Source organism: Sphingomonas faeni, assembly GCF_040407495.1.
GTDB lineage: Bacteria > Pseudomonadota > Alphaproteobacteria > Sphingomonadales > Sphingomonadaceae > Sphingomonas > Sphingomonas faeni_D.
Genome location: NZ_JAPZPP010000003.1, coordinates 306,981 through 332,668 on the forward strand (window position 1 = coordinate 306,981; position 25,688 = coordinate 332,668).

Annotated in this window: 23 protein-coding genes; 11 read left to right on the forward strand and 12 right to left on the reverse strand. The window is 66.1% G+C overall.

The genetic code is table 11. The features are described 5' to 3' along the window. Window positions 1–17: 17 nt before the first annotated feature. Window positions 18–1,817, reverse strand: a complete 1,800-nt coding sequence (locus tag O6W96_RS11475) for an AcrB/AcrD/AcrF family protein (protein WP_353469671.1) — start codon at window positions 1,815–1,817, stop codon at window positions 18–20. 90 nt (window positions 1,818–1,907) lie between these two features. Between O6W96_RS11475 and O6W96_RS11480 the strand changes: the two genes are divergently transcribed. Continuing rightward, a complete protein-coding gene (locus tag O6W96_RS11480) occupies window positions 1,908–2,333 on the forward strand; it encodes a GtrA family protein (protein ID WP_353469672.1) in 426 nt (141 codons plus the stop codon). 30 nt (window positions 2,334–2,363) lie between these two features. After that, on the forward strand, window positions 2,364–3,092 hold the full coding sequence (locus tag O6W96_RS11485; protein WP_353469673.1) for a class I SAM-dependent methyltransferase: 729 nt from the start codon (window positions 2,364–2,366) through the stop codon (window positions 3,090–3,092). Window positions 3,093–3,407: 315 nt separating this feature from the next. Here O6W96_RS11485 and O6W96_RS11490 read toward each other — a convergent pair whose 3' ends face one another. The 3 genes from O6W96_RS11490 to O6W96_RS11500 are packed head-to-tail and all read right to left on the reverse strand — an operon-like array spanning window position 3,408 to window position 6,967. After that, window positions 3,408–4,436: a glycosyltransferase family 2 protein gene (locus O6W96_RS11490; protein ID WP_353469674.1), complete on the reverse strand. Its 1,029-nt coding sequence runs from the start codon at window positions 4,434–4,436 to the stop codon at window positions 3,408–3,410. Between the two features lie 48 nt (window positions 4,437–4,484). Further along, a complete protein-coding gene (locus tag O6W96_RS11495; RefSeq protein ID WP_353469675.1) occupies window positions 4,485–6,590 on the reverse strand; it encodes a RelA/SpoT family protein in 2,106 nt (701 codons plus the stop codon). 47 nt (window positions 6,591–6,637) lie between these two features. Next, on the reverse strand, window positions 6,638–6,967 hold the full coding sequence (locus O6W96_RS11500; protein ID WP_353469676.1) for a CC_3452 family protein: 330 nt from the start codon (window positions 6,965–6,967) through the stop codon (window positions 6,638–6,640). Between the two features lie 184 nt (window positions 6,968–7,151). Here O6W96_RS11500 and O6W96_RS11505 point away from each other — a divergent pair, with 184 nt between their 5' ends. Then, on the forward strand, window positions 7,152–7,574 hold the full coding sequence (locus O6W96_RS11505) for a winged helix-turn-helix transcriptional regulator (RefSeq protein WP_353469972.1): 423 nt from the start codon (window positions 7,152–7,154) through the stop codon (window positions 7,572–7,574). An 87-nt stretch (window positions 7,575–7,661) separates the two neighbouring features. On the opposite strand, the gene O6W96_RS11510 is transcribed toward O6W96_RS11505, so the two are convergent. From O6W96_RS11510 to O6W96_RS11520, 3 genes are read right to left on the reverse strand one after another with little or no spacing between them, the layout of a single operon-like run. Then, window positions 7,662–8,087 (reverse strand): acyl-CoA thioesterase, encoded by a 426-nt coding sequence (locus O6W96_RS11510; protein WP_353469677.1) that lies wholly within the window; start codon window positions 8,085–8,087, stop codon window positions 7,662–7,664. Between the two features lies 1 nt (window position 8,088). Beyond that, window positions 8,089–8,865: a sulfite exporter TauE/SafE family protein gene (locus O6W96_RS11515; protein ID WP_353469678.1), complete on the reverse strand. Its 777-nt coding sequence runs from the start codon at window positions 8,863–8,865 to the stop codon at window positions 8,089–8,091. 11 nt (window positions 8,866–8,876) lie between these two features. Continuing rightward, on the reverse strand, window positions 8,877–10,085 hold the full coding sequence (locus O6W96_RS11520; RefSeq protein ID WP_093398371.1) for an LL-diaminopimelate aminotransferase: 1,209 nt from the start codon (window positions 10,083–10,085) through the stop codon (window positions 8,877–8,879). A 334-nt stretch (window positions 10,086–10,419) separates the two neighbouring features. Between O6W96_RS11520 and O6W96_RS11525 the strand changes: the two genes are divergently transcribed. The 3 genes from O6W96_RS11525 to clpS all read left to right on the forward strand — a co-directional run bounded on the left by O6W96_RS11525 (window position 10,420) and on the right by clpS (window position 13,488). After that, complete coding sequence (locus tag O6W96_RS11525; RefSeq protein WP_353469679.1) at window positions 10,420–12,138, forward strand: PHA/PHB synthase family protein; 1,719 nt, start codon at window positions 10,420–10,422, stop codon at window positions 12,136–12,138. A gap of 105 nt (window positions 12,139–12,243) precedes the next feature. Next, a complete protein-coding gene (locus O6W96_RS11530) occupies window positions 12,244–12,957 on the forward strand; it encodes a phasin family protein (RefSeq protein WP_353469680.1) in 714 nt (237 codons plus the stop codon). A 192-nt stretch (window positions 12,958–13,149) separates the two neighbouring features. Further along, window positions 13,150–13,488: an ATP-dependent Clp protease adapter ClpS gene (gene clpS, locus O6W96_RS11535; RefSeq protein WP_056053421.1), complete on the forward strand. Its 339-nt coding sequence runs from the start codon at window positions 13,150–13,152 to the stop codon at window positions 13,486–13,488. A 165-nt stretch (window positions 13,489–13,653) separates the two neighbouring features. Here the strand turns inward: clpS and O6W96_RS11540 are convergent, their stop codons facing one another. Beyond that, entirely contained in the window at window positions 13,654–14,337 is a 684-nt protein-coding gene (locus tag O6W96_RS11540; protein WP_243643303.1) for a Crp/Fnr family transcriptional regulator, read from the reverse strand. A gap of 251 nt (window positions 14,338–14,588) precedes the next feature. Between O6W96_RS11540 and murA the strand changes: the two genes are divergently transcribed. After that, window positions 14,589–15,872, forward strand: coding sequence for a UDP-N-acetylglucosamine 1-carboxyvinyltransferase (gene murA / locus O6W96_RS11545; RefSeq protein WP_353469681.1), 1,284 nt, complete (start codon window positions 14,589–14,591; stop codon window positions 15,870–15,872). Between the two features lie 402 nt (window positions 15,873–16,274). Here the strand turns inward: murA and phbB are convergent, their stop codons facing one another. The 4 genes from phbB to O6W96_RS11565 form a co-directional block, all read right to left on the reverse strand. After that, window positions 16,275–16,997: an acetoacetyl-CoA reductase gene (gene phbB, locus O6W96_RS11550; protein WP_353469682.1), complete on the reverse strand. Its 723-nt coding sequence runs from the start codon at window positions 16,995–16,997 to the stop codon at window positions 16,275–16,277. 30 nt (window positions 16,998–17,027) lie between these two features. After that, window positions 17,028–18,035, reverse strand: a complete 1,008-nt coding sequence (gene hemH, locus O6W96_RS11555) for a ferrochelatase (protein ID WP_353469683.1) — start codon at window positions 18,033–18,035, stop codon at window positions 17,028–17,030. Beyond that, window positions 18,032–20,221 carry a xanthine dehydrogenase family protein molybdopterin-binding subunit gene (locus tag O6W96_RS11560; protein WP_353469684.1) on the reverse strand — a complete coding sequence of 730 codons (2,190 nt, stop codon included), beginning with the start codon at window positions 20,219–20,221 and terminating at the stop codon, window positions 18,032–18,034. The genes hemH and O6W96_RS11560 overlap by 4 nt, the downstream gene beginning before the upstream one ends. A 157-nt stretch (window positions 20,222–20,378) precedes the next feature. Further along, window positions 20,379–22,067 carry a class I adenylate-forming enzyme family protein gene (locus tag O6W96_RS11565; RefSeq protein WP_353469685.1) on the reverse strand — a complete coding sequence of 563 codons (1,689 nt, stop codon included), beginning with the start codon at window positions 22,065–22,067 and terminating at the stop codon, window positions 20,379–20,381. A gap of 37 nt (window positions 22,068–22,104) precedes the next feature. Here O6W96_RS11565 and lgt point away from each other — a divergent pair, with 37 nt between their 5' ends. From lgt to pgeF, 4 genes are all read left to right on the forward strand, one after another. After that, window positions 22,105–23,019, forward strand: a complete 915-nt coding sequence (gene lgt / locus O6W96_RS11570; protein ID WP_353469973.1) for a prolipoprotein diacylglyceryl transferase — start codon at window positions 22,105–22,107, stop codon at window positions 23,017–23,019. Window positions 23,020–23,158: 139 nt separating this feature from the next. Then, a complete protein-coding gene (locus tag O6W96_RS11575; RefSeq protein ID WP_353469686.1) occupies window positions 23,159–24,232 on the forward strand; it encodes a class I SAM-dependent methyltransferase in 1,074 nt (357 codons plus the stop codon). After that, window positions 24,229–24,741 carry a GNAT family N-acetyltransferase gene (locus tag O6W96_RS11580; RefSeq protein ID WP_353469687.1) on the forward strand — a complete coding sequence of 171 codons (513 nt, stop codon included), beginning with the start codon at window positions 24,229–24,231 and terminating at the stop codon, window positions 24,739–24,741. The genes O6W96_RS11575 and O6W96_RS11580 overlap by 4 nt, the downstream gene beginning before the upstream one ends. A 151-nt stretch (window positions 24,742–24,892) precedes the next feature. After that, the gene (gene pgeF, locus O6W96_RS11585; RefSeq protein WP_353469688.1) at window positions 24,893–25,666 is read left to right on the forward strand and encodes a peptidoglycan editing factor PgeF; all 774 of its coding nucleotides are present in this window, start codon (window positions 24,893–24,895) and stop codon (window positions 25,664–25,666) included. The last annotated feature ends 22 nt before the right edge of the window (window positions 25,667–25,688 follow it).

Sequence of the window (25,688 nt, forward strand, 5' to 3'; positions counted from 1 at the left end):
GATGACGGCTGTGCGGTTCAGTCCACCTTGAACAACCGCAACGGCGACTTCGCCGGCAGCGGCAGCGGCGTCAGCCACGCCGGGACCTCGTTCTTCGCCATCTGCGCATAGAACCCCTTCGGACTGCGCGCCTTGTAGTTGGTCGATTCCGCCGCATTCGGGCACAGCAACAGCATCGTCGCGCCGTGCCGCCTGATGATCGCATGCGCCTGGTCCGGCGTCCCCCCGAACGCATGCTGGACGTCGAGGATCGCATCGCCGTTCCGGTGATACGGCCCCGCGATCGCATCGTGATGCGTGATCGTGATCAACCGCGGCCCCATGTCGACGAAGGTGAAGATCGTCTGCGCGGGATATTTGTCCAGCGCGAGCAACACGGTCGTCCGCAGGCAATTGCCCGTCGCCATGTTGACGCGCTTCTCATACGGCTTCGGCCGATCGATCGGAAAATACTGGATTACCATCCCGGCAAACAGTCCGGAGACGATCAGGAAAGCGCCGACCGTCCCCAGCACGCGCACCGCGATCGATCGGTTGCCGAGCAACCGCGGCAGGATCAGCCACCCGAGCGCGGTCGCCCCCGGAATCGCCAGCAACTGCGCGGCGGGCCCGGCACGGACCTGCCATAACAGCATCGCACACGCGAACGCGGTGAACAGCGCCACCGCAGCCCAGCCAACCGCGCTCGGATTACGACGTGTGCGCCAAGCGGCAAGGATCGCCCCGATCAGCCCGATGATCGGCAGAGTCGCCAGCGCGAACCCCACCCGGAAACTATGCTTGTAGATCGGCTTGGCCTCGCGGACATTGTCCAGCCAGTTGCGCTGGAGCTCGGGCGAGATTCCCTCGGGGCGCCCCAGGCATTGCGGAAACACCAACGCAAAGCCGGCAACGATCGCCGCACCCGCAACAACCGCCAGCGCCAGCCGAGCCCCCCGCGAAGCCGGCCCAAACCGCGCCAGCAGGAACAGCAGCATCCCCGCCGCGATCATCACGCTCAACCACACCGGCGTCAGCGCATCGCACCGCATCGCCTGGTTGGCATTCGACGCGAACAGAGCGAACCCCAAAGTGCTGCCGCCACCGAGCGTCAGCGCATAGATCGACAACCGCTCCGCCTCGGCGCGGTCCCACACCCAGCGCAAGGCGATGATCGCGCCCGCCATCGCCGCATAGGGCAACAGCTCGAGCCCGATCGACAGCGACACCGCGCTTGCAAGTCCGACCATCGCCCCGCCACGACGCCCGTTCGCATCGCACAGCCCCGCGACCGTCAGGCTCAGCATCGCCAGCTGCCAGCCGTGATGATCGATCCGCTCGGGCATGAACATCAGCATCGTGCCCGTCGCGCCGACCATGATCACGACCGCCAGCGGCCACGCATACGGGCTGATCAACCGTCGCACCGTTGCGGCGATCCCGAGCATCGCGATCGACAGCGGCAGCAACGGCGCGATTCCGCAGGCGAGCCGCTCGGCCCAGCTGTTGCTCGTGAACAGCCGGAAGAACAGGATCAGCCCGGCGATCGGCAAATCGACGATCCGGCTCCAGTGGATGTCGAACCCGACCGGCGGGTTCATCCGGTAGTTGCGCAGATCGTACCAGCCCTGACCGTCGAGCAGCGCGCGGACCTGCATCAGCCGCATGTTGTCGTCGGTATCGCCGAGCGACAGCCAGCGGATCTGGCCCCAGCGATCGAACATCGACCATGCCGCCACCGCGACCCACGCCAGCAGCGTCAGCGCGATCCAATGCCGATCGAGTGCGTCGAGCAGCGTGTTCCGCGGCGTCGACTGCTCGGGGGGTGCCTGATCCAAAACGCTTTCCTCCGGCCCGTACGCACTCTAGATGCGCGGGCATATCTAACGCGTCGCTCTATCGCGGTGTTGGTAAAGAACAAGGCGGGCATGCAGGCGATTTGGCGACAGGTGGATCAGATGCGGGCGAGCGGCGTGCTCGGCCAGCTCATACGCTTCGGCATCGCCGGCGGGATTTCCAGCGTCGTCTATTCGCTCGTCTACCTGCCGCTGACCGCGTACGTGTTCCCGCCACGCCAGGCGGTGGCCGCGGTACCGTTCGCATTTGCCGTCGCGGTGGTGGTAGGCTTCTTCCTGCACAGCCGCTGGAGCTTCAAGGGCCACGCGAAGGAACCGGGGGCAGGGCGGCATTTCAAGTTCGTGATCGTCCAGGCCGCGGGGCTGAGCCTCAACGCGGTCATCACCTGGATCGGCACCGCGCTGCTTCACCTGCATCCGTGGATCCCGCTGATCCCCGCCGTCTTCCTTGCCGCGATCGTGACGTTCGTGCTCAACCGTTTCTGGGTTTTCAACTGACATGAATTCCAACCGCAGGGCCGACATTTAATGGACCGTATCGTCTACGACCGGATGGCCGCCCACGATTCCACCCACTGGTGGTACCGCGCCCGCCGCGACATCCTCGCCGATTATCTGACCCGCTACGGCGCGTTGCCGAAGGATGCGAAGATCCTCGAGATCGGCTGCGGCACCGGGCACAACCTGCCGATGCTGGCGGAATTCGGCGAGATCGATGCGATCGAGATCGACCCGGCCGCACGCGAGATCGCCAGCGAACGGCTCGGCAAGCCGGTCGGCGCGGCGCCCTTGCCCGAGTTGCCGGGCGTGCCCCGCGCGCACTACGACCTGATCGCGGTGCTCGACGTGGTCGAGCATATCGAGGACGACGTCGCGGCGCTGAAGGCGATGGCCGACTGCCTCGCGCCCGGCGGCAAGATCCTGATCGCGGTGCCGGCGCACCAGTGGATGTGGAGCGCGCACGACACCGTGAACCACCACCACCGCCGCTATTCGAAGGCCACGCTCAAGACAGCGATCGAGACGGCAGGCCTGAAGCCGCAAAAGCTCGGCTATTTCAACTCGCTGCTCTTCCCGCTGGCGGCGGCCGCCCGGATCGCCGGCCGCCTTTCGGGCCGCGACGACAGCGACGACTCCCCGCCACCCAAGCTGGTGAACGCGCTATTCGAGAAGATCTTCCGCCTGGAACGCCACATGGTCGGTCGTCTGCCGATGACCCCGGGGGTCTCGATCGTGACGCTGGCGGTGCCGCGGTAAGCCTGCCTTAGGCTCTCGCCCGCGCCTCTATATCCCGTTCGTCCTGAGCGAAGTCGAAGGACAAGCCACGCGCGCAGGGACTTCGACGCTTCGCACGAACGGAGAGTGAAGGCTGGGACGCACCGCCAATCACCACCCCCGCGAAGGCCGGGGTATTTCAAGCTGTCCTACACGCCCCGCCGGGGTCATGCTCGTCATCCGGTTCGTTCAGGCCGTCACTATCGCCTGTGTACCTCAGGCGCCGACCGGCTTTGCGTATGATGATGAATGCCCCTCATCGCGGCCTGTCGAAGTGTTTCTTGGTGTGACTTTATCCTAACCTTTGGGCGCGGTAACAGCAGGCTCGAGACGGTCGGGGAGGGGGGCGTCGACCGGCTCCGCACGGAACCCCAAGGTCGCCTTCCCTTGGATCGGCCCGGCCACATCCGCGACGATATACAACGGCCGCCGCTTCGACTCGACGTACAGCCGCCCGAGATACTCGCCGATCATCCCCAACACGAACATCTGCACCGCGCCCAGGAACACCGTGACGAGCATCGTCGAGGTCCAGCCCTGCACCGCGCTGCCCGACAGCCAGCCGATCGCGATATAGACGAACAGCAGCAGCGAAACCCCGGTCAGCGCGAGCCCCGCGTGGCTGGCAAAGCGCAACGGCGCGGTGGAGAAGCCGGTGACGGCGTCGAACGCCAGCCGGATCATCTTCGCCAGTGGGTAGTTCGTCTCCCCCGCCAGCCGCTCGGCGCGATCGTAGGGGAAGGGGACCTGCTTGAAGCCGATCCAGGCGACCATGCCGCGGATGAAGCGCGCCTGCTCAGGCAGCGACAGGAACGCGTCCAAAGCACGCCGGCTCATCAGGCGGAAATCGCCTGTGTCGAGCGGGATCGGCGTTTCGGTCATCCGGGTCAGCAGGCGGTAGAACGCGGCAGCGGTCGCCTTCTTGAACACCGTCTCGCCCGCGCGCTGGCGGCGGACCGCGTAGACGACGTCGGCCTGACTTGCCGCCATCGCCGCGCGCATGTCGGACAGGAGTTCGGGCGGATCCTGGAGATCGGCGTCGATGATCAGGATCTGCTCGCCCGCGCAAAGATCTAGACCGGCGGTGAGCGCCAACTGGTGGCCGTGGTTGCGCGAGAGGTTGATCGCGACGAGTCGCGGATCGGCGGCGGCGAGGCGCTGCATCACCGGCCAGCTGTCGTCGCGCGAGCCGTCGTTGATCAGGACGATCTCGTAATCATCGCCGACCGCGACCTTTGCCGCGCCAGAGATACGTGCGTGCAGGATGTCGAGGCACGCTGCCTCGTTATAGCAGGGGACGACGATCGAAAGAGACGGACGGTTCATTTCTCCCGTCTAGCGTCGGGTTTGTCCGGCGTCATCGATAGATGTTGTCTACACACGCTCCACGGTGTGCACAGCATCCGCCGCGCGCAGCCCCGCCATCAGCCGCATCAGCTGCTGCACATCGTGCACCTCGACGTCGATCTCGTTGGTGTGGAAGCTCTTATCGCGCGTGTCGAGCCGCAGGTTCATGATGTTCGCCTTGTGCCCACCGATGATCGTCGAGACGATACCGAGCGAGCCCGGCTCGTTCTTGACCATCACCGATATCCGCGCGACCGCACCCTCGGTCTCGTCGCCCCAGGCGACGTCGACCCAGTCGGTCTCGTTCTCCGAGCGTTCGGCAAGTTCGGCTAGGACCTTGCAGTCGATCGCGTGGACCTCGATCCCGGCATCGGGCCGGCGCAACCCGACAATGCGGTCGCCCGGCACCGGATGGCAGCACGTCGCGAGGTCGTAGGCAACGCCGGGGGTCAGGCCCTTGATCGATATCGCGCTCGATTGTGGCGCGAGCGCATGCGTCACGTCCGCGCCCGCCGAGCCGGGCATCAGCGCCTCCATCACCGCGGCATCGGACAGCGTCCGCCGCGCGATCGCGACCATCAGCGACGAGTCGTCAGGCAGCTTCAGCCGCTTCAGCGCGTGGCTCAGCGCATCGGTGCCGATCTGCGCGGGCAGGCGGGTGACGATATCCTCGTACAGGGTCTGGCCGAGCGCGATCTGCTCGACGCGCTCCTTCTGACGCAGGTGCCGGCGGATCGCGGCGAGCGCCTTGCCGGTGGTCGCGACGTTGAGCCATTGCGGCTGCGGGGACTGGCCCTTCGAGCGCAGGATCTGCACTTGGTCGCCGTTCTCGATCACCGTCGACAGCGGCACGACCCGGCCGTTGACCTTCGCGCCGACCGCCTGGTCGCCGAGATCGGTGTGCACCGCGTACGCGAAATCGATCGAGGTCGCGCCCTTGGGCAGCTGGATCAGCTCGCCCTTCGGCGTGAACGCAAAAATGCGATCGGTGTACATCGCCATCCGCGTGTGTTCGAGCAGCTCTTCCGGGCTCTCGGCGGTATCGAGGATCTCGACGAGGTCACGGATCCAGCTCACTTGCCGGTCGCTGCCGTTGATTTGCTGCTTGTAGGCCCAGTGCGCCGCCAGCCCGAACTCGGCCTGTGCGTGCATGTCGGCGGTACGGATCTGGATCTCGATCCGCGCGCTGTCGGCGTGGATCACCGAGGTGTGCAGCGAGCGATAGCCGTTGCGCTTGGGCGTCGAGATGTAATCCTTGAACCGACCCGGCACCATCGGCCAGCGCTGGTGGATGATCCCGAGCACGCGGTAGCAATCCTCCTCGGTCGGCACGATCGCGCGGAACGCCATCACGTCGGAGAGCTGCTCGAAGCTGATGTGGCGCTCCGACATCTTTCGGAAGATCGAATAGGGATGCTTCTCGCGCCCCGATATCTCCGCCTCGACCCCGGCGCGCGACAGCACCAGCTTGAGCCCGGACGCGATCTTGGCGATGCGATCGCCATCGCCTTTCTTCAGCTGTTCGAGGCGGCGGTTGATCGATTCGGAGGCTTCGGGTTCGAGCTGTTCGAACGCCAGCGACTGCATCTCGCGCATGAACTCGTACATGCCGATCCGCTCGGCGAGCGGCGCATAGATGTCCATCGTCTCCTTGGCGATGCGACGGCGTTTCTCGGGCTTGGCGATGTGGTGGAGAGTCCGCATGTTGTGCAGGCGGTCGGCGAGCTTGACCAGCAGCACGCGGATGTCGTCGGACATCGCGAGCAGGAATTTGCGCAGGTTTTCGGCGGCGCGTTCGTTTTCGGTCTGCGCTTCGATCTTGCTGAGTTTGGTGACGCCGTCGACCAGCCGCGCGACGGAGGCGCCGAACAGCCGCTCGATCTCCTCGGGCGTGGCGACGGTATCCTCGATCGTGTCGTGGAGGATCGCGGTGGCGATCGTCTCGGCATCGAGATGGAGGTCGGTGAGGATCCCGGCCACCTCGATCGGGTGGCTGAAGTACGGATCGCCGGACGCGCGCTTCTGGCTCCCATGCGCCTGCATGGAGAAGACATAGGCGCGGTTCAGCATCGCCTCGTCGGCGTCGGGATCGTAGTCGAGGACGCGATCGACCAGTTCATATTGGCGCAGCACCGGCCATAGATGGGGCCGGGTTGCGATGCATTGCAACAATTTCCTCGTTATTTCGCGTGGTTGTTGCACGCGGCGAGTGCGTCCGCGTCATAGGCCTTGCCCGCGACGGAGAAACTGGCGAGCGGCCCGACGCGCTTGGCAACCGCGGCGCAGAGGATCACGTCGCGCTGCGGCGCCTTGCTGGAGACGAACGCCGCGTTCTCCCAGCGCCAGGCTGTGCCGTTGGTGATGAGCCGTGTCGAGGCGGGCGCGGCGGCCGGGACGGCGATGTAATAGTTGATCGGGAGCTGTGCCGATGCCGGTGTCGCGAGCAGCGCTGCAAACCCTGTCGCGATGGCGGGGGCGGCGGCCAGAATTGCGCGGGTGATGACGGACATCGGTAGACTCCTAAAAGGTTTCTAATTGCCACCTATCAAGATAAGTTTTGAGTTGCAACTGAAAACGTACGGGCATTTCGTTTATTGAAATTATGCGGTAGCATCGCTGTCCAAGAAGGAAGACGCCGTGGGCAAATTGCGCGAACCCCTGCTCGAATGCAGCCTCCCCGCCGCGCTGGAGGCGATGGGTGAGCGCTGGTCGTTCCTGATCCTGCGCGCATCGTTCAACGGCCTGCATCATTTCGAGGAGTTCCAGTCGGAACTGGGGATCGCGCGTAATATCTTGGCGAACCGGCTGGCGCGGCTGGTCGAGCACGGGATTTTGGAGCGGCAGGCTATCCCAGAGGATCGGCGCAAGATCGCCTATGGCCTGACCGACAAGGGTTTCGCGCTGCTACCGACGATGATCGCGCTCCGACAATGGGGCGAGCGGTGGGAAACGTGCGTGCCGGCGTTCCCGATCCTGGTCGACGCGCGCGATCGGCGGCCGTTGCAGCCGGTGTCGGTGCGATCGCATGACGGGCGCGTGCTGACCAAGGCCGACCTGATCTGGGCGCTGCCTGGAGAGGTTGCCGAGGATGGGGTTGAGGCTGAGGCGGCGGAGTAATCCGCGGAGGCCCTTCCTTGTTCTTCCGCGAAGGCGGGAGCCCAGTCTGGACCCCCGCCTTGGCGGGGGGAACATGCTATCTGCTGGTTACTGGAAGGGTAGCGCTTCCAGCACTGCGCGGATCGCATCTGGCAACGCTACCGGGCGGCCGGTCTCCAGATCAACGTGGACGCTGACCATACTGATCACCGTGTGCAGTTCGCCCGTTTCCGCATGCGCGAGTTCGAACCGCTTCGTCAGGCTGCTGGTGCCTAGCTTCTCGATCCGCACAAACGCCTCGACTGTGTCGCCGAGGCGGAATGGTTTGAGGTAATCGATCTCGGTCCGGCGGACGTTGAATTCGGTGGTCGGCCACACGTCGGGCAAAGCCTCCGCGATCCCGGTCCATTCCCAGAACTCGGTCACCGCGACGTCGGCATATTCGAGATAGCGCGAGTTGAAGACGATGCGCTGGCCGTCGATCTCGGCATAGCGCACGCGGAACCTGGTCGAGAAGGCGAAGCCCGGCCGCATGTCAGAAGATCAGCTTCACGCCGACCAGCGCCAGCACGGTCGCGAGCACGGGGACCAGCACGCGGTCGGAGACGCGCGTCGCGATCAGGCTGCCGACGATGATGCCGGGGATCGACCCGATCAGCAGCGACACGAGCAGGTCGACGTCGACCGAGCCGAGGATCCAGTGGCCGATCCCGCCGAGCAGCGTCAGCGGCACCGCGTGGGCGATGTCCGAGCCGACCAGCCGGTTGATCGGGAGGGTGGGGTAGAGGATCAGCAGTGCGGTCATGCCCAGCGCGCCGGCGCCTACCGAGGTGAGGGATACGAGGACGCCGAGGACCGCGCCGAGCAGGATGGTCAGCATCGCCTGGCGCTCGCCGCCAACCGTACCCACGCGAGGCGTCAGCCACGCGACGATCTTGCCGCGGAAAAAGGTCGCGACTGCCGAGAGGATGAGCGTCACGCCGAGCACGACGGTGATCGCGTGGCCGGTGTCGGACGATTTCTCGCCGAGATGGTTGAGCACGAGCAGCGTCGCGATCGCCGCGGGGACGCTGCCGGTCGCGAGCCGTCGCACCACGCGCCAGTCGACCGTGCCGCGCCAGCCGTGGACCGTCGTCCCGACCGTCTTGGTCGCCGAGGCGTAGAGCAGGTCGGTGCCGACCGCGGTGGCGGGATGGAAGCCGAAGACAAGCACCAGCAGCGGCGTCATCAGCGACCCGCCACCGACACCCGTCAGCCCGACAATGAGGCCGACGAGCACGCCGGCCACCGAATACAACAGGTTGATATCCACGCTGGCGAAGGTCAGCCAGCGCCACGCGCAGGCGTGTTGACGCCCATCGACTGGAGATATTTCTTCACGTTGCGCGCCGCTTGGCGGAGCCGCTGTTCGTTCTCGACCATCGCGATCCTCACATAGCCCTCGCCGTTTTCGCCGTATCCCACCCCTGGGGCCACCGCGACGTGCGCGTGAGTCAGCAATTGTTTGGTGAACTCAAGGCTACCTAAATGCGCGAGCGCGGGTGGCAACGGGGCCCAGGCGAACATGCTCGCACGGGGGCTCGGAATGTCCCAGCCGGCGCGGCCGAAGCTCTCGACCAGGACGTCGCGGCGCTTGTGATAGAGCTGGCGGTTACGCTCGACGATGTCCTGCGGGCCGTTGAGCGCGGCGCAGGCGGCGGCCTGGATCGGCGTGAAGGCGCCGTAATCGAGGTACGACTTCACGCGAGTCATCGCCGCGATCAGCGTCTTGTTGCCGACCCCGAAGCCCATCCGCCAACCCGCCATTGAATAGGTCTTGCTGAGCGAGGTGAACTCGATCGCGACATCCTTCGCGCCTGGCACCTGGAGGATCGAGGGGGTCGGCTTGCCGTCGAAATACAGCTCCGAATAGGCGAGATCGGAGATCACCCAGAGCTTGTGCTTCTTGGCGAACGCGACGACGCGCTCGTAGAAGGCGAGGTCGACGACTTCGGCGGTCGGGTTCGACGGATAGCCCATCACCAGCACCGACGGCGCGGGCACGGTGAACGCCATCGCGCGCTCGAGGCTCTCGAAATACGCCTCGTCCGGCGTGGTCGGCACCGCGCGGATCGTCGCACCGGCGATGATGAAGCCGAAGGTGTGGATCGGATAGGACGGGTTGGGCGCAAGCACGACGTCGCCGGGCGCGGTGATCGCGGTGGCGAGACTGGCGAGGCCCTCCTTCGAGCCCATCGTGACGACGACCTCGGTCTCGGGATCGACGTCGACCCCGAAGCGGCGGCCGTAGTAATTCGCCTGAGCCTTGCGCAGGCCGGGGATGCCCTTCGACTGCGAATAGCCGTGCGCGCTGGGCTTGCGCGCGACTTCGACGAGCTTCTCGATGACGTGCTCGGGGGGCGGCAGGTCGGGATTGCCCATGCCGAGATCGATGATGTCCTCCCCGCCCGCGCGCGCCGCCGCCCGCATCGCGTTCACTTCGGCGATGACATAGGGGGGTAAGCGTTTGATGCGGTAGAAGTCTTCGGACATGATCAGCCTCTAGCTGGAGGAGCGGGTGCTGTACCGCAGGTGAGCGGGGGCGTCATCCGCCTCATTCGTCGAGGGGGCGAAAGCTGGGGTATTCTGATTTGGACGGAATGCACCTCCCCGGCGGAGGCCGGGGCCCAGGTTGAGAGATCGCAGTAACGTAGCGCACCGTTCACCAGCAACGTCTCCCAACTGGACCCCGGCCTCCGCCGGGGAGGTGGTTGGACGTTGGGTGGTGATTGAAGGGACGATGTGGCGACGGGATCTTGCGCCAGCCGCCACCCCGCTTCCGCTGGACCGTTGCCTCGGCTAAGCTCCCGAAAAAGCAGAGGATGCCATGGCCGATACTCCTCCCGACGCCTCCACGCCGACCCTGCCCGATCTCCAGCATTGGACGTGGGTGATGGGGCGCGCGCAGCAGATGATGATGGAGCAGGGGCTCGCGGCGATGCAGGCCAAGCCCGAGGGGATCCCGGCGATCCCCGGCTTCACCGACCCCGCGACACTGGAGCGCGCGCGCGATTTCTGGGCCGAGAGCCTGACTTTGTGGCAGCGGTTTCTCGATCCCGCCAAGGCGCCCGAACCCGCGCCGGTGACCGACAAGCGGTTCAAGGCGCCGCAATGGCGCGAGCCGGTGTTCGACCTGATCCGGCAGAGTTACGAGCTGATCGGCGACCACATGCTCCGCGGCGTCGAGGCGGTGGACGGGCTCGACCCCAAGCAGAAAGAGCAGTTGCGATTCGCGACCAAGGGGTTCGTCGATGCGATGAGCCCGACCAATTTCGCGCTGACCAACCCGCAGGTGATCGAGAAGACGATCGAGACGCGCGGCGAGAATCTGTTGAAGGGCCTGCAGAACATGATGGCGGATCTTGCCCGCGGGCAGGTCACGCATACGCCCGACGGCGCGTTCGAGCTCGGCCGCAACCTGGCGATGACGCCGGGCAAGGTAGTGAAACGCACGCCGCTCTACGAACTGATCCAGTACAGTCCGACCACCGACAAGGTGCTGGCGACGCCGCTCGTGATTTTCCCGCCGTGGATCAACCGGTTCTACATCCTCGACCTGACGCCGGAGAAGAGCTTCATCCGCTGGGCGGTCGAGCAGGGCATCACCGTGTTCATGGTGTCGTGGAAATCGGCCGATTCGAGCATGAAGGACGTGGTCTGGGACGACTATGTCGGTGCGCAGGTCGAGGCGATCGACACGGTTCGTGCCGCGCTCGAGGTGCCGGCGGTGCATACGATTGGCTATTGCGTGGCGGGCACTACGCTGGCGGCGACGCTTGCGCTGCTAGCTGCGCGAGGTGAGGCGGCGAAGGTGGCCAGCGCTACGTTCTTTACGGCGCAGGTGGATTTTGCGCAGGCGGGTGAGCTGCAGCATTTCATCGATGACGAGCAGTTGAAGATGGTCACGTCGCTGTCGCCCGAGGGGTTCCTCGACGGGCGGTACATGGCGACGACGTTCAACCTGTTGCGCGGGCGCGACCTGATCTGGAATTACGTCACGCAGAACTACCTGCTGGGGCAGGATTACGTGCCGTTCGACCTGCTCCACTGGAACGGCGATACCACCAACCTGCCGGCGAAATGGCATCTGAGCTATTTGACCGACCTGTACCGCGACAACCTGCTGGTGACGGGCACGATGGCCGTCGACGGTACGCCGATCGACCTGACCAAGGTTTCGACGCCGAGCTATGTCCAGGCGGGGCGCGAGGATCATATCGCGCCGGCTGAAAGCGTCTGGAAACTCACGCAATTGTTCGCCGGGCCGCTGAAGTTCGTGCTCGCGGGCTCGGGGCATATCGCGGGCGTGGTCAATCCGCCGGCTGCGGGGAAGTATCAATACTGGACCAATCCGGGGGCGCACACGACGCTCGCCGACTTCGTCGCCGGTGCGACGGAGACGAAGGGCAGCTGGTGGCCGGATTGGGTCGAATGGTTGCGCGCGCTTGGTGCAAAGACGGTGGCCGCGGACGGTGCGCGGCTGCCGGGCGAGGGGGCGCTCGAAGCGATCGGCGACGCGCCCGGCGAGTATGTGAAAAGCAGGTAGCGCTACCTTACGTAAACGTCATGGTGCGCTGCACAATTAAATTGTGCGCTGCGAAAATTCGTGTATGAAGACCGCGACATAACTCCGAAGAGAGGTGCGTGGATGGTGGATATCGTGAAACGGACGGCCAAGGCCGGTTCGAAGCTTGCCGCCGCTGCGAAGCCGGTCGTTGCCGTCAAGGCCGCGACTGCCAAAGCCTCCGCCCGGACTGTCGCCAAGCCGGCGAAACCGGCACCCGAGCCGATCGCCAAGACGCCGGCACCTCAACCTCTCGCGGCTGCTTTTGTATCGCCGCACACGGACATTCCCGCCCCGATTCAGGCCAGCGCGCCATTGGGGATCCCTGCTAGCGAAACAAAGGACGCCACGATGGACACGATCCAGAGCATCACCGAGAAGACCAAGGCCCTCTTCAGCGGTTCGAACACCGCCGAGTTCAACGAGCAGGCCAAGGGCGCGATGGAGAAGTCCGCGAAGATGGCGGAAGATTTCGTCGCATTCGGCAAGGGCAACATCGAGGCGCTAGTCGAGTCGTCGAAGATCGCCGCGAAGAACGTCGAGGCGCTCGGCCAGGAAGCTGCCGACTACGCCAAGACCTCGTTCGAGAGCGCGACCGAAGCCGCCAAGACGCTCGCCGCTGCCAAGTCGCCGACCGAGTTCATGAAGCTCCAGGGCGATTATGCGCGCACCGCGTTCGACACGATGATCGCCGAGGGCTCGCGCTCGACCGAGCGGATGCTGAAGATGTTCGGCGAGTTCGCACAGCCGATCTCGAACCGCGTTGCGGTCGCGACCGACAAGATGAAGATCTCGGCCTAAGTCGACAGCGCGCCGCCTTCGGGCAGTGCGTTACGAAAGGGGCGGCCGTCGTGCGACGGTCGCCCCTTTTGCGTTTGCGGTTTTCGCGCGAGGTTTGCGGGCGCCCCCTTGCTCTTGCCCCCCGGCATGCCATATTTTGGCAGCATGCTTTTGACCCCTGAAATGACGACTCCCCAGCGGACGGGCGAGCAGATGGCCGAGCGCCGCGACGATGGTGGCGAGGACGGTAACGGCGGCACCGGCGCCGGCATCGCGACAAAGACGCGCGCGAAGACCAAACAGCCGACGCCGTACCGCGTGCTGATGCTCAATGACGATTATACGCCGATGGAGTTCGTCGTGCTGTGTCTCCAGCGCTTCTTCCGCATGGACATGGAGGCCGCGACTCGCGTGATGCTCCACGTCCACCAGAAGGGCGTCGGCGTGTGTGGGACGTTCAGCTACGAGGTGGCGGAGACGAAGGTGAGCCAGGTGATGGATTTCGCCAAGCAGAACCAGCATCCGCTACAGTGCACGCTCGAAAAGGCTTGAGCTTTATCGTTTGAGGTGAGGGAACTCGATCCTCCCCCGCAAGGGGGAGGTGGCACCGAAGGTGACGGAGGGGGAGGCAAGCGCCAACCCCTGTTCCGTATCCTCCCCCTCCGTCTGGCAAGAGCCAGCCACCTCCCCCTGGCGGGGGAGGATTGAAGAAAGGGGTTACCGCGCCGGTGGCAACCAGCGCAGGTCCAGCCCTTCGAAACGGTCTATATAATTCGCCGCCTGCGCCAGCTGCACCTCATTGAGCAGCGTAACCCGGCCCGTCTCGCGGCGGATCAGGCCGTCCTCTTCCAACTGCCGCAACATCCGGTTGACGTGGACCGCGGTGAGGCCGGTGGCGTCGCCGATCTCCTCCTGCGTCAGGCCGAGCGTGAAGCTGTTGCCCATCGCGCGGTCGCGCATCCGCATCCGATTGCGCATCTCGAGCAGCAGCGCCGCGATCCGCGCCTTCGCCGAGGTACGGCCGAGTGCGGCGAGCCGGTCGGTCAGCGCGACCTTCTCCATCTGGTTCATCACCATGATCAGCGCCGACAGCCGCGGATGATCGGTGACGAGCCCGGTCATCGCCGAGCGATCGAACGAACACACCGTGCAGTCGGTCAGCGCGACCACCGTCTCGGGCGAATCGCGATAGACCAGCGCCGAGACCGCCAGCATGTCGCCGGCGTATAGAAAGCGCAAAATCTGGCGGCTGCCGTCGTCGAGCAGCACATAGCTCATCGCCATGCCACGTTGCAGGATGAAGAGTTCGGCCTGCGGATCATTCTCGCGCACGAGGACGGCACCGCGACGCAAGTCCCGCGGGCGCTCCTCCAACCGCGCTAACGCAGCCTTTTCGTTCATCGACAGGTCGATGAGATCGCCGACGCGGTCGGCGAAGCAGCTGTCCGGCACTCTGTAATGGTCCCCAATGTTCAAGAACCACAGAGCAAAGCTAGGATTTCCGCGCATTAAAGTCGATCAAGCGGGGGGTGTTAGCGCTACGGGGGACGCGAACCGATCCCAGCGCGGGACTTGTCCCCAGGCAACGTCCGCCTGTCGCCCGATCGATGCGCGGCCCTTGCGCAGAACGCCAGCCGCGATAGACACCCGGGATGGACCGTATTCTCATTCGCGGCGGCAATCGCCTGTCCGGGCGCTTGCCCATCTCCGGCGCGAAGAACGCCGCGCTCACGCTGATGCCGTGTGCGCTGCTGACCGAAGAGCCGCTGACGCTGCGCAATCTGCCGCGACTGGCGGACGTCGACGGCTTCGGCCATCTGCTCAACCAGCTTGGCGCGTCGACCGCGATCCAGGGCACGCGGCCCGAGGATTTCGGCCGGGTGATGACGATCCGTGCGGGTAACCTGACCTCGACCGAGGCGCCTTACGATATCGTGCGAAAGATGCGCGCCTCGATTCTGGTGCTCGGGCCGCTGCTCGGGCGCGGCGGCGAGGCGACGGTGTCGCTGCCGGGCGGCTGCGCGATCGGCAACCGCCCGATCGATCTCCACCTGCGCGCACTTGAGGCGATCGGTGCCGAACTTGAGATGGCGGCGGGCTATGTGAAGGCGATCGCGCCCGGTGGACGCCTGCCGGGCGGTCGCTTCCGCTTCCCGATCGTCTCGGTCGGCGCGACCGAGAACGTCGTGATGGCGGCGGTGCTCGCCAAGGGTACCTCGGTGATCGAGAACGCGGCGCGCGAGCCGGAGATCGTCGACCTGTGCAACTGCCTCGTCGCGATGGGCGCGTCGATCGACGGGATCGGCACCGAGACGCTGACGATCGAAGGCCGCGATCGGCTGCACGGCGCGACCTATGCGGTGATGCCCGACCGGATCGAGGCGGGCAGCTATGCGTGCGCGGCGGCGATCACCGGCGGCGACCTGGAGCTGGTCGGCGTGTCGATCCCGGACATGGGTGCGACGATCGATGCGCTGGTCGAAGCGGGCGTGTCGGTGACGCCGACCAAGGACGGCGTGCGGGTCGCGTCGGACGGCGTGCTGAAGCCGCTGACTCTGTCGACCGCGCCGTATCCCGGGTTCGCGACGGACATGCAGGCGCAGTTCATGGCGATGCTGTGCAAGGCGGACGGCGCCAGCGTGCTGACCGAGACGATCTTCGAGAACCGCTACATGCACGTGCCGGAATTGGCGCGGATGGGGGCGGATATCCAGGTGCGCGGGCGTACCGCAGTGGTGCGCGGCGTCGACAAGCTGGTCGGGGCGCAGGTGATGGCGACCGATCTGCGGGCTTCGATGAGCCTAATTCTGGCGGGGCTGGCGGCGGATGGTGAGACGTCGGTCGGACGCGTGTATCACCTCGACCGCGGGTATGAGCGGTTGGAGGAGAAGCTGAGCGCGGTTGGTGCGGATATCGAGCGTGCTAGCGACGGGTGAGGGTTTGCTGTCCTAGTTTAAGCCGGGGTAGCCCTCTCCCCTCTGGGGAGAGGGTTGGGTGAGGGGCAGCCAAGCAATGCTGCGCCTGGAACTGCCCCTCACCCCGACCCTCTCCCCGGAGGGGAGAGGGAGCAGATGCCGGGCGTTTGGCGGTGGCATTCTCCTACCTCGCAGACGCTGCGGGGTTCGGTCTGAGCAGCGCTACCTGCCCAGTTCCCCCGCGAAGGCGGGGTCCCAGGATCAAGCAAGACCGTCCTCGGTAATCCGGTGGACATCTACTCAGCGCCGCCGGCAAAGCCGCCGTCGGACGGGTTCGGTGAACCGACCCGCCGGCCGTGCCGGGCGCCGCCTGCTTCGATTTGCTCGCAGTCAATGGCGCGGACGTTGCCGCGCCTGCGCCCGTCAGTACATGTGCTGCCCGCCATTGATGCTCAACGTCGACCCAGTGACGAACCCGCCCTCCTCCGAGCACAGGAACGCGACACCGCGGGCGATCTCGGTCGCCTGGCCCAGCCGCCCGACCGGAATCTTCGCGACGATCTTCTCCAGCACGTCGGCCGGAACAGCCGCCACCATGTCGGTATCGATATACCCCGGCGCGATCGCATTGACCGTTACGCCCGCACGCGCACCCTCCTGCGCCAACGCCTTCGTGAAGCCGTGGATGCCCGACTTGGCCGCAGCATAGTTCACCTGGCCGTACTGCCCGGCCTGCCCGTTGATCGAGCCGATGTTGACGATTCGCCCCCATTTGCGCGTGCGCATGCCGGGGAAGACGGCTTTGGCCATGTTGAAACAACCGCCAAGATTGGTGTCCATCACCTCTTTCCAATCCTGGTACGTCATCTTCAAAATGGTGCCGTCGCGGGTGATGCCGGCGTTGTTCACGACGATGTCCACGTCGCCCAGATCGGCGGTGACCTGCGCGCAGCCGGCCTGGCACGCATCATAGTCGGCGACGTCCCACTTGTAAGCCTTGATCCCGGTGCGCTCGGTGAACTCGCGCGCGCGGTCATCGTTGCCGGCATAGGTGGCAGCGACCGTCAGGCCCATGTCCTGCAATGCGAGACTGATCGCTTCGCCGATTCCGCGCGTACCACCGGTTACAATTGCGACGCGTGCCATCAGTCTCTCTCCTCAGTGTTTTGCCGAAGGCTAGCCAGCCCGCACCCATCCTTCAAGCTCGCGCGCCAAAATGCTGCGCAACATTTCCACGCCGACCGGGCTGTCGTTGAGGCAGGGGAGATAGGCGAAGTCCGTCCCGCCAGCTTCTTCGAAGCTCTCGCGACCGCGGATCGACAGTTCCTCCAGCGTCTCCAGGCAATCCGCGGAAAACCCCGGCGCGAAGATCGCGACCTTGGTCTTGCCCGCCTTGGCTAGCGCGACGAGCGTCTCGTCGGTCGCCGGCCCTAGCCACTTCTGCGGCCCGAATCGTGACTGGAACGCGATCGTCAGCTCGCGCCCCATCCGCTCGCCGAGCAACCGCGCGGTCTTCTGGCAGTGGCAGTGATACGGATCGCCCTGCTGCAACGTCCGCTTCGGCATCCCGTGGAAACTGGCGACGATCGCATCGGGCGTGAAATCGAGCGCGGACAGCCCCTCTTCGAGCGAGTCCTTCAGCGCGTCGATATAGAGCGTGCCGTCATAATAAGGCGGCAACGTGCGGATCGCCGGCTGCCAGCGCAGACCGGCGAGGTGCTTGAACGCCTTGTCGTTCGCGGTCGCGGTCGTTGCTGCGCAATATTGCGGGTAGAGCGGCGCGAGCAGGATGCGTTCGCAGCCCGCCGCCTTCATCGCGGTCAGCCGGTCCGAGATCGACGGATTGCCGTAGCGCATCGCCCAGTCGACGAGCACTTCCGGCCCGAACGAATCCTTCAACGCCGCCGCCTGCAACCGGGTGATTGCAGCCAGTGGCGAGCCATCCTCGCGCCAGACCTGCGAATAGGCGTGCGCGGACTTTTTCGGGCGGGTGTTGAGGATGATGCCGCGCAGGATCGGCTGCCATGCGATCTGCGGGATCTCGACGACGCGCGAATCGGACAGGAACTCGCCGAGATAGCGCTTCACCGATTTCGCATCGGGGCCATCGGGGGTGCCGAGGTTCATCAGCAGCACGCCGATCTTGGGCTTCGGAATCGGGGGGTGATCGGGGGGCAGGGTCATGGCGCTGGTCTTAAAGGCAAATTGCGGATGCGGAAGCCCGTTGACGCATAGAGTGCGTTGGCGATCGCGGGCGCGACTGCGGGGACGCCGAGTTCGCCGACGCCGCCGGGCGCTTCGTCGCTGCGGATGACCTCGACGGTGATGTCGGGCGTGTCGGCGAGGCGGGGCAGGCCGATCGTGTCGAACCCGCGCGCGTCGGCGAGGCCGCGGGTGAAGCCGGTCGAAGCGCCGAGCGCGGCGGCCATGCCGAAGATCAGCCCGCCCTCGATCTGCTGGCGAACGATGTCGGGGTTGATCTGCGCGCCGCAATCGACCGCGGCGACGAGGCGGTCGACTACCGGGCGCTTGTCCGCGCCGATGTGCGCCTCCGCCATGACGGCGATGTAGCTGCCGCGGAAGGCGTGGGCGGCGATGCCCTGGCCGCTGCCGGCGACGCCGCCGTCCCAGCCGCCGAGCGCTGCGGCGGTCGAGAGACAGCGCGCGAGTCGCCGTTCGCCGCCGAGCATGGCGATGCGGAACGACATCGGTTCGGACTGCACGGTGCGCGCGAGTTCGTCGAGGAAGCATTCGGTGAAGAATGCGGTGTAGCCATGCGCGCCGCCGCGGAGGTGGCCGGTCGGGACGCCGATCTCGGCAGGGTGGTGCTCGATCGCGTAGGCTGGAATGCGATAGACGGGCGTGGCGCCCGCGACGGCGTAGCGGTCGCCTTTGACGCCGATCAGAGCGGCTTCGGTTGCGAGGCCCGGCATCATCCGGCCGGCCATCTCGGCGCCGGTGGAGGGGGCTGCGATGTTGGCGGACCAGCCCATGATCGCGCCGTTGGGGGCGAGCCGTGCGGCCATCTTCGCGATGGCGGGTGGGCGGTAGTGATCGTGGAGCGAATCCTCGCCGCGCGACCAGACGAGGCTGACCGGGCGGCGGAGTTTGACCGCGAGCACTGCCGCCTGTTCGGCGACATCGTGTTCGAGTGCGGCGCCGAACGATCCGCCGATCAGCATCGGGTGGACGACGACGGCATCCTCGCTGATGTCCACCGCGCGCGCTGCTGCCGATCGTGCGAGTCCCGGCGCTTGCGTTGCGAGCCAGAGTTCGAGGCGGCCGTTGGAGAAGGAGGCGGTCGCGCTGCGGGTCTCGATTGCTGCGTGCAGGCCGAGGCCCGCGCGGTAGTTTGCGGTGACGAGCTTGGCGCCCTGGAAGGTCGTGGCGACGTCGCCTGCGGAAGCCATCTGCGTGCCGGGACGGGCTAGCGCGGCGTCGAGTGTTGCGTCGATCGACCTGGTATCGGGGAGAGGGGCGTCGTTCTCGAAGCGCGGGGCGAGCGCGTCGAGCGCCTTTTGCGCGGCCCACCCTGTCGTCGCGACGGCCGCCACCCAGCGCGCGTTCTCGACCACCGACAGCACGCCGCGGATGCGATCGGCGGCGGCGCGGTCGACCCTAGTCAAGCGACCGCCGACCGGGCCTTGGCGGATTACGGCGTGGACCATGTCGGCGAGGCGGACATCGCCTGCGAAGTTTGCCGAGCCGTCGACTTTCGACGGGGTGTCGAGGCGGGGGACGGATTTGCCGACCAGTTTCCCTGCGCCCTGAATGCCGAGCGGGAGGGGATCGGGAAGGGTGAACTTCGCGGCTTCCTCGGCCAACTCGGCGAACCGAATGCGCTTGGCTCGGTAGGTGCAGAAGCCGGCGTCGACGTTGACCTGGGTCCAGTCGGCGTCCCAGCGCTTCGCCGCCGCCATGCAGATAAGCGCGCGGGCGCCTGCGCCAGCCTCGCGACAGGCTTGCTCGAACATCCGGATCGAGCTCGAACCGCCGGTGAGCATTGGCGGCGGCATGGTGCCGTGGTGGAGACGGTCGAACAGGCCCTCGAACAGGTCGTGCGTGGCGATCGGGTTGGCATAGAGCGGGTTGAGCGGGGCGGGCTCGATGCCGATCGTGCGCCAGTCTGCGCCAAGCTCGTCCGCGACGATCTGGGGGAGGGCGGTGTAGACGCCCTGGCCATGTTCGACCTGCGGGACGGCGACCGTGACATGGCCGTCGGTGCCGATCTTCAACCATGCCCCGAACGGCGTTTCGCCGGGGTTGGCGACGAGGTTGGGTACGTAGCTGCGCGGCCACAGGCCCCAGGCGACGACGAGGCCGATCCCCGCGCCACCACCCACCAGTATTCCGCGCCGATTGATCGTCATGCTGAGCGCTCTAATCCTTCTCCCCCACGGGGAGAAGGTGGCGCGGACCGCCGGATGAGGGGAGTGGGTCTCCGGCGCCGTCCTGGAGACTCACTCCCCTCTCCCTTCCGTCGCCTCCGGCTCCTCCCTCCCTCTCTCCGGAGGGGCGAGGGAAAGATTAGGCCAGCGCTCGGTATGTGGCTTTCAGCGAAACCTTGTCGATCTTCTCTGTCCCCAGCCGCGGCAAGGGCGTGTCGGAAATCCAGATCCGCTGCGGCACCTTGAACGCCGCGATATGCTGATAGAGAAACCCGCACAGATCTTCCGACATCATCGTCTCACCCTCGCGCAGCACGACGACCGCACCCGGCACCTCGCCGAACTTCTCGTCCGCTAGCCCGAATGCCGCCGCCTCGGCGACTGCGGGATGCTCGTAAAGCGCCGCCTCGACTTCCTGGCACGAGATGTTCTCGCCGCCGCGGATGATGATGTCCTTCTTTCGGTCGACGATGAATAGATAGCCGTCTTCGTCGAGATACCCGATGTCGCCGGTCCGGAAATAGCCGTCCGCGGTGAACGCCGACGCGGTCGCATCCGGCCGGTTCCAATATTCCTTGAAGTTGCAGATCGTGCGGATGCACACCTCGCCGCGCGACCCCTGCGGCTGCGCGTGTCCCGCATCGTCGAGGATGGCCAAATCGACCAGGGGCGCCGACGGCCGGCCGGCGGAATTGGGTTTCGCCAGATAATTGCTGCGCCAATTGCCCGTCCCGACGCCGTTCGTCTCGGTCAGGCCGTAGCCGATCAGCGGTGCGCTTCCGCCCATCTCCTCGTCGATCCGGCGGACATGCTCCACCGGCCGCGGTGCGCCGCCTGCCGCAAAATCGGTTACCGTCGACAGATCGTAGTTCGCGCGGTCGGGGTGGTTCAGGATTTCGAAGCTCATCAGAGGCACGCCGACGAAGTACGTCACCCCCTCCGCCGCGATCAGGCGCATCGCTTCGCCCGCGTCCCATTTGGGCATCAACACGAGTTTGCGGCCCATCGCGAAGCTCTGGAGGAACACCGGGACTTCGGCGGTGACGTGGAACAGCGGGATCGTCAGCAACGTGGAGGGCTGGCCGACCGGCGGGTTGCCCTGCGCAGTGGCGATGCCGACCATCACCATCGCCTGGCCGAGATAGTTGAAGATGCCCTGAACGACCGCGCGGTGTTCGGACAGCGCCCCCTTCGACTGGCCGGTGGACCCGCTCGTGAACAGGATCGTCGCGTGATCCTCCGGCCCGAGCAGTGGCAGGTCGGCAGTGTGATCGTCCTTAGCGAACACCGGCGCGAGCGCACGATCAAGTGCGTGCGAATCGTCAATCTCGACAACAGGTGCGCGCAGCCCCGCGATCTGCGCAAGCCGCTTCACGCGCGGTGGGTCGGCGAACACCAGCGTGCAGTCGACCTCACCGATCGCCGTCTCCAGTTCCTCGGACTGCCACCAGCCGTTGAGCAGGGTCGCGACGCCGCCGGCCATGACGATGCCCATATAGAGCACGATCCACGACGGCGAATTGCGCATCGCGATGCCGACGCGGTCGCCCTTCGCGATGCCGTACCCGCCGACCAGCGCCCGCGCGCACCGTTCGGCGGCGGCGTAGACTTCGCCGAACGTCAGCCGCTCGTCTCCGGATACGAGGAAGACGGTGTCGCGGTGCTCGTTGGCGTAGTGCGCGAAATAATAGCTGAGCGCAGGCGGCGCGGCGGCGATCATGGGCAGGGTGACGCCGAACCGCTCGGCCGAGCCGAGCACCAGCATGCCGTCGGGCGCGGTCAGCGCGGCCATCGTCGAATCCATAGCCACATCGAGCTCGGTCCGCATATCGCTCTCCTACTTGGTCTTATCGTTGTCGGCCTTTATGCAGGGGCGAACGCGTGGGGAAAAGCCTTTGATCCTGTCGACCATTTCAGCTGCCGTCGGCAGCCACATCCGCTTCGAGGATCTGGGGCTGCACCCCGACGTCTTCTCGATCGGCTTCTTCACGCTGCGCTGGTACAGCCTCGCCTATATCGGCGGGATCCTGCTCGGCTGGTGGTATCTGCTGAAGCTGCTCGCCCAACCCGGCGCACCGATGGCGCGGCGGCATGCCGACGACCTGGTGTTCTACGCGACGCTCGGGATCATCCTCGGCGGGCGGCTCGGTTACGTGATCTTCTACGCGCCCGAGATGTTCCTGCATCCGCTGCGGATCTTCCGGCTGTGGGATGGCGGCATGTCGTTCCACGGTGGCGTCATCGGTACGTCGATCGGGCTGATCCTGTTCGCGCGGAAGCACCAGCTCAACTGGTTGCGCGTGCATGATTATATCGCGTGCTGCGTGCCGTTCGGGCTGTTTTTCGGGCGGCTGGCGAACTTCGTCAACGGCGAGCTCTGGGGCAAGCCGACCGATGTCGCGTGGGGGATCATCTTCGAGCGCACGGTGCCGTTCGGCATGGTCGAGCCGGCGCGGCATCCGAGCCAGCTGTACGAAGCGGGGCTTGAGGGCATCGTCCTGTTCGCGCTGCTGTGGTTCGCGTTCTGGAAGACCAAGGCGCGGTATGACCCGGGCAAGCTCGTCGGGTTGTTCGTGCTGGGGTACGGAATCGCGCGGTTTACCGTCGAATTCTTCCGCGAGCCGGATTCGCAGCTGCGGGCGTTTGCCGAGCATACCGGGCTGCACATGGGGCAGTGGCTGTGCGTGCCGATGATCGTCGGGGGCGCGTATCTGGTGGCGACGTCGGCGAAGCGGCGCGTGCGGGTCGAGTCGATCGCGGGGATGGCGAGCGTCGCCTGACCCTTCCTTCGAATAGAAGCACCACCCCGGCGAAGGCCGGGGCCCAGTTGGGAAGGTTGAGGTGACGACGCGGAACGCACGTCACTAAGGACGTTCCAACTGGGCCCCGGCCTTCGCCGGGGTGGTAGAGGTTTTTGAGATGGTCGACATGCCCGACACCCCCGTGACCGACACCGCCCTCCCCGAACGTCTCGCGCGTGCAATCGCGCTCGCGGGTCCGATCCCCGTTGCGCAGTATATGGCGGCGGCCAACACGCAGTATTATGCGACGCGCGATCCGCTGGGGGCGGCGGGCGACTTCACCACCGCGCCCGAGATCAGCCAGATGTTCGGCGAGCTTGTCGGGCTGTGGTGCGCCGACCTTTGGGACCGGGCTGGTCGCCCCGAGGTGGCTTGGGTCGAGCTCGGGCCGGGCCGCGGGACTCTGGCCGCCGATGCCGCGCGGGCGATGGCGAAGGCTGGACTGGAGCCGCCGGTGCATTTCGTCGAGACCAGTCCGGCGCTGCGGGCCGCGCAGGCCGAGCGAGTGCCCGCTGCCACGTGGCACGACGCGGTCGACACGCTGCCGGCCGATCGTCCGCTGATCGTCGTCGCCAACGAGTTCTTCGACGCGCTGCCGATCCGGCAGTTGGTGAAGCGCGAGCAGTGGCATGAACGGCTCGTCGCGGCGCAGGACCTGCTGTTCCTGCCGATCGCCGGGAAGCCGCTCCCGGATGTCGTCATCCCCGAGCCGTTCCGCGACGCGCCCGCAGGCTCGATCCTCGAAACCTCGCCTGCTGCCGTGACGATCATCCGCGGTCTCGCCAAGCGAATCGCCGCGCAGGGCGGTGCGCTGATCGCGATCGACTATGGCTATGAAGGGCCGGCGCTCGGCGACACGTTGCAGGCGGTGCGCGGGCACGCGTTCGCCAATCCGTTCGAGGCGCCCGGCGAGCACGACCTGACCGCGCATGTCGACTTCACCACGCTCGCCGCCGCGGCGCAGGCCGAGGGTGCGGTGGCGTGGGGGCCGGTGACGCAGCGCGACCTGCTCGGCGCGCTCGGGATCGATTCGCGGACGTCGGCGCTTGCCAAGGCGTCGCCTGCGCGGGCCGAATCATTGGCGGCGGATCGGAGGAGGTTGATGGACGACATGGGTACGCTCTTCAAAGCGCTCGCGATCACTGCGCCGAATTGGCCGACACCGGCGGCGTTCACGGGCTTTGGCGCATGATCGCCTATCGCGACGCCGTGGCGGCCGATGGCGCAGACCTCGCTGCGATGGCGAAACGGTCGTTTACCGACACGTTCGGGACGCTGTATCGCCCTGAAGACCTTGCCGCGTTCCTCGACCAGACGTTCGGCGAAAACGGGTTGCCGGCGCAGCTCTCCGACCCTGCCTTCACGGTGCGCGTCGCGGTGGACGGGTCGGGTGAGATCGTCGGGTTTGCCAAGATCGGACCCGTGGCATTCCCCGGCGATTGGCCGGCGACGGCGATCGAACTGCACCAGCTTTATGTTCGCGGTGACCAGCATGGCGCGGGTGTCGGACCTGCGCTGATGGACTGGGCAATCGATGTCGCGCGCGCCGAGAGGTGGACGGAGATGATCCTTAGCGTCTATGTGGACAACCACCGGGCACACCGGTTCTACCAGCGGTACGGCTTCGTCGAGATCGGGCGGTATGTGTTCATGGTCGGGGAGCAGCCCGACGATGACCGGATCATGCGGCTCGTGTTGTGATGGTGGTTGGTGAATCGGATCGGTACCACCCCGGCGGAGGCCGGGGCCCAATTGGAAAGGTCGTGGTAACGATGCGCAGTCCCCTGTCAGCAACGTCCCCCAATTGGGCCCCGGCCTTCGCCGGGGTGGAAGTATGGGGAGGTCGGTCGCTATGACCATCGAAGCGATCCGCGCGAAGGCACTTGGCGACATCCCGCATGGCTTTCTCGGCCGGCGTGGCGGCGTCTCGACGGGCGCGTATGCGAGCCTCAACGTTGGTATCGGTTCCGACGACGATCCCGCCGCCATCGCGGAAAACCGTCGTCGTGCGACCGAAGCCGTTCTCCCTGGCGCGAGACTCGTCGGTCTCTACCAAGTCCATTCCGCTGAGGCGGTCACTGTGATCGCGCCGTTCGACGACGCGATCCGGCCGCATGCCGATGCGCTGGTCACCAACCGTCCCGGCCTAGCGCTCGGCATCCTCACCGCGGACTGCGCACCGGTATTGTTCGCCGACCGCGAGGCCGGTGTCGTCGCGGCGGCGCATGCCGGGTGGAAAGGCGCGCTCGGCGGCGTCACCGATGCGACGATCCTCGCGATGGAGGCGATCGGTGCGCACCGTGACCGGATCGTCGCGGCAGTCGGGCCGTGCATCGCGCGCGCCAGCTACGAGGTCGACGACGGCTTCATCCGCCGGTTCTGCGAGGCGGATCCGGAGAACGAACGCTTCTTCGCGGACGGTCGCGCCGTCGAGAACAGGGGCGATCATTACCAGTTCGACCTGGAGGCCTATGTCGTCAGCCGTCTCGCGGTCGCTGGGATCGGTCGGATCGAGGCGCTCGGGCTCGACACTTACACCGATGACGATCGCTTTTTCAGCTATCGGCGCGCGACCCATCGCGGCGAGCCCTCCTATGGGCGTCAGATCAGCATCATCGGCCTGTAACGGCTCCCAAAGCCCTTGCCGG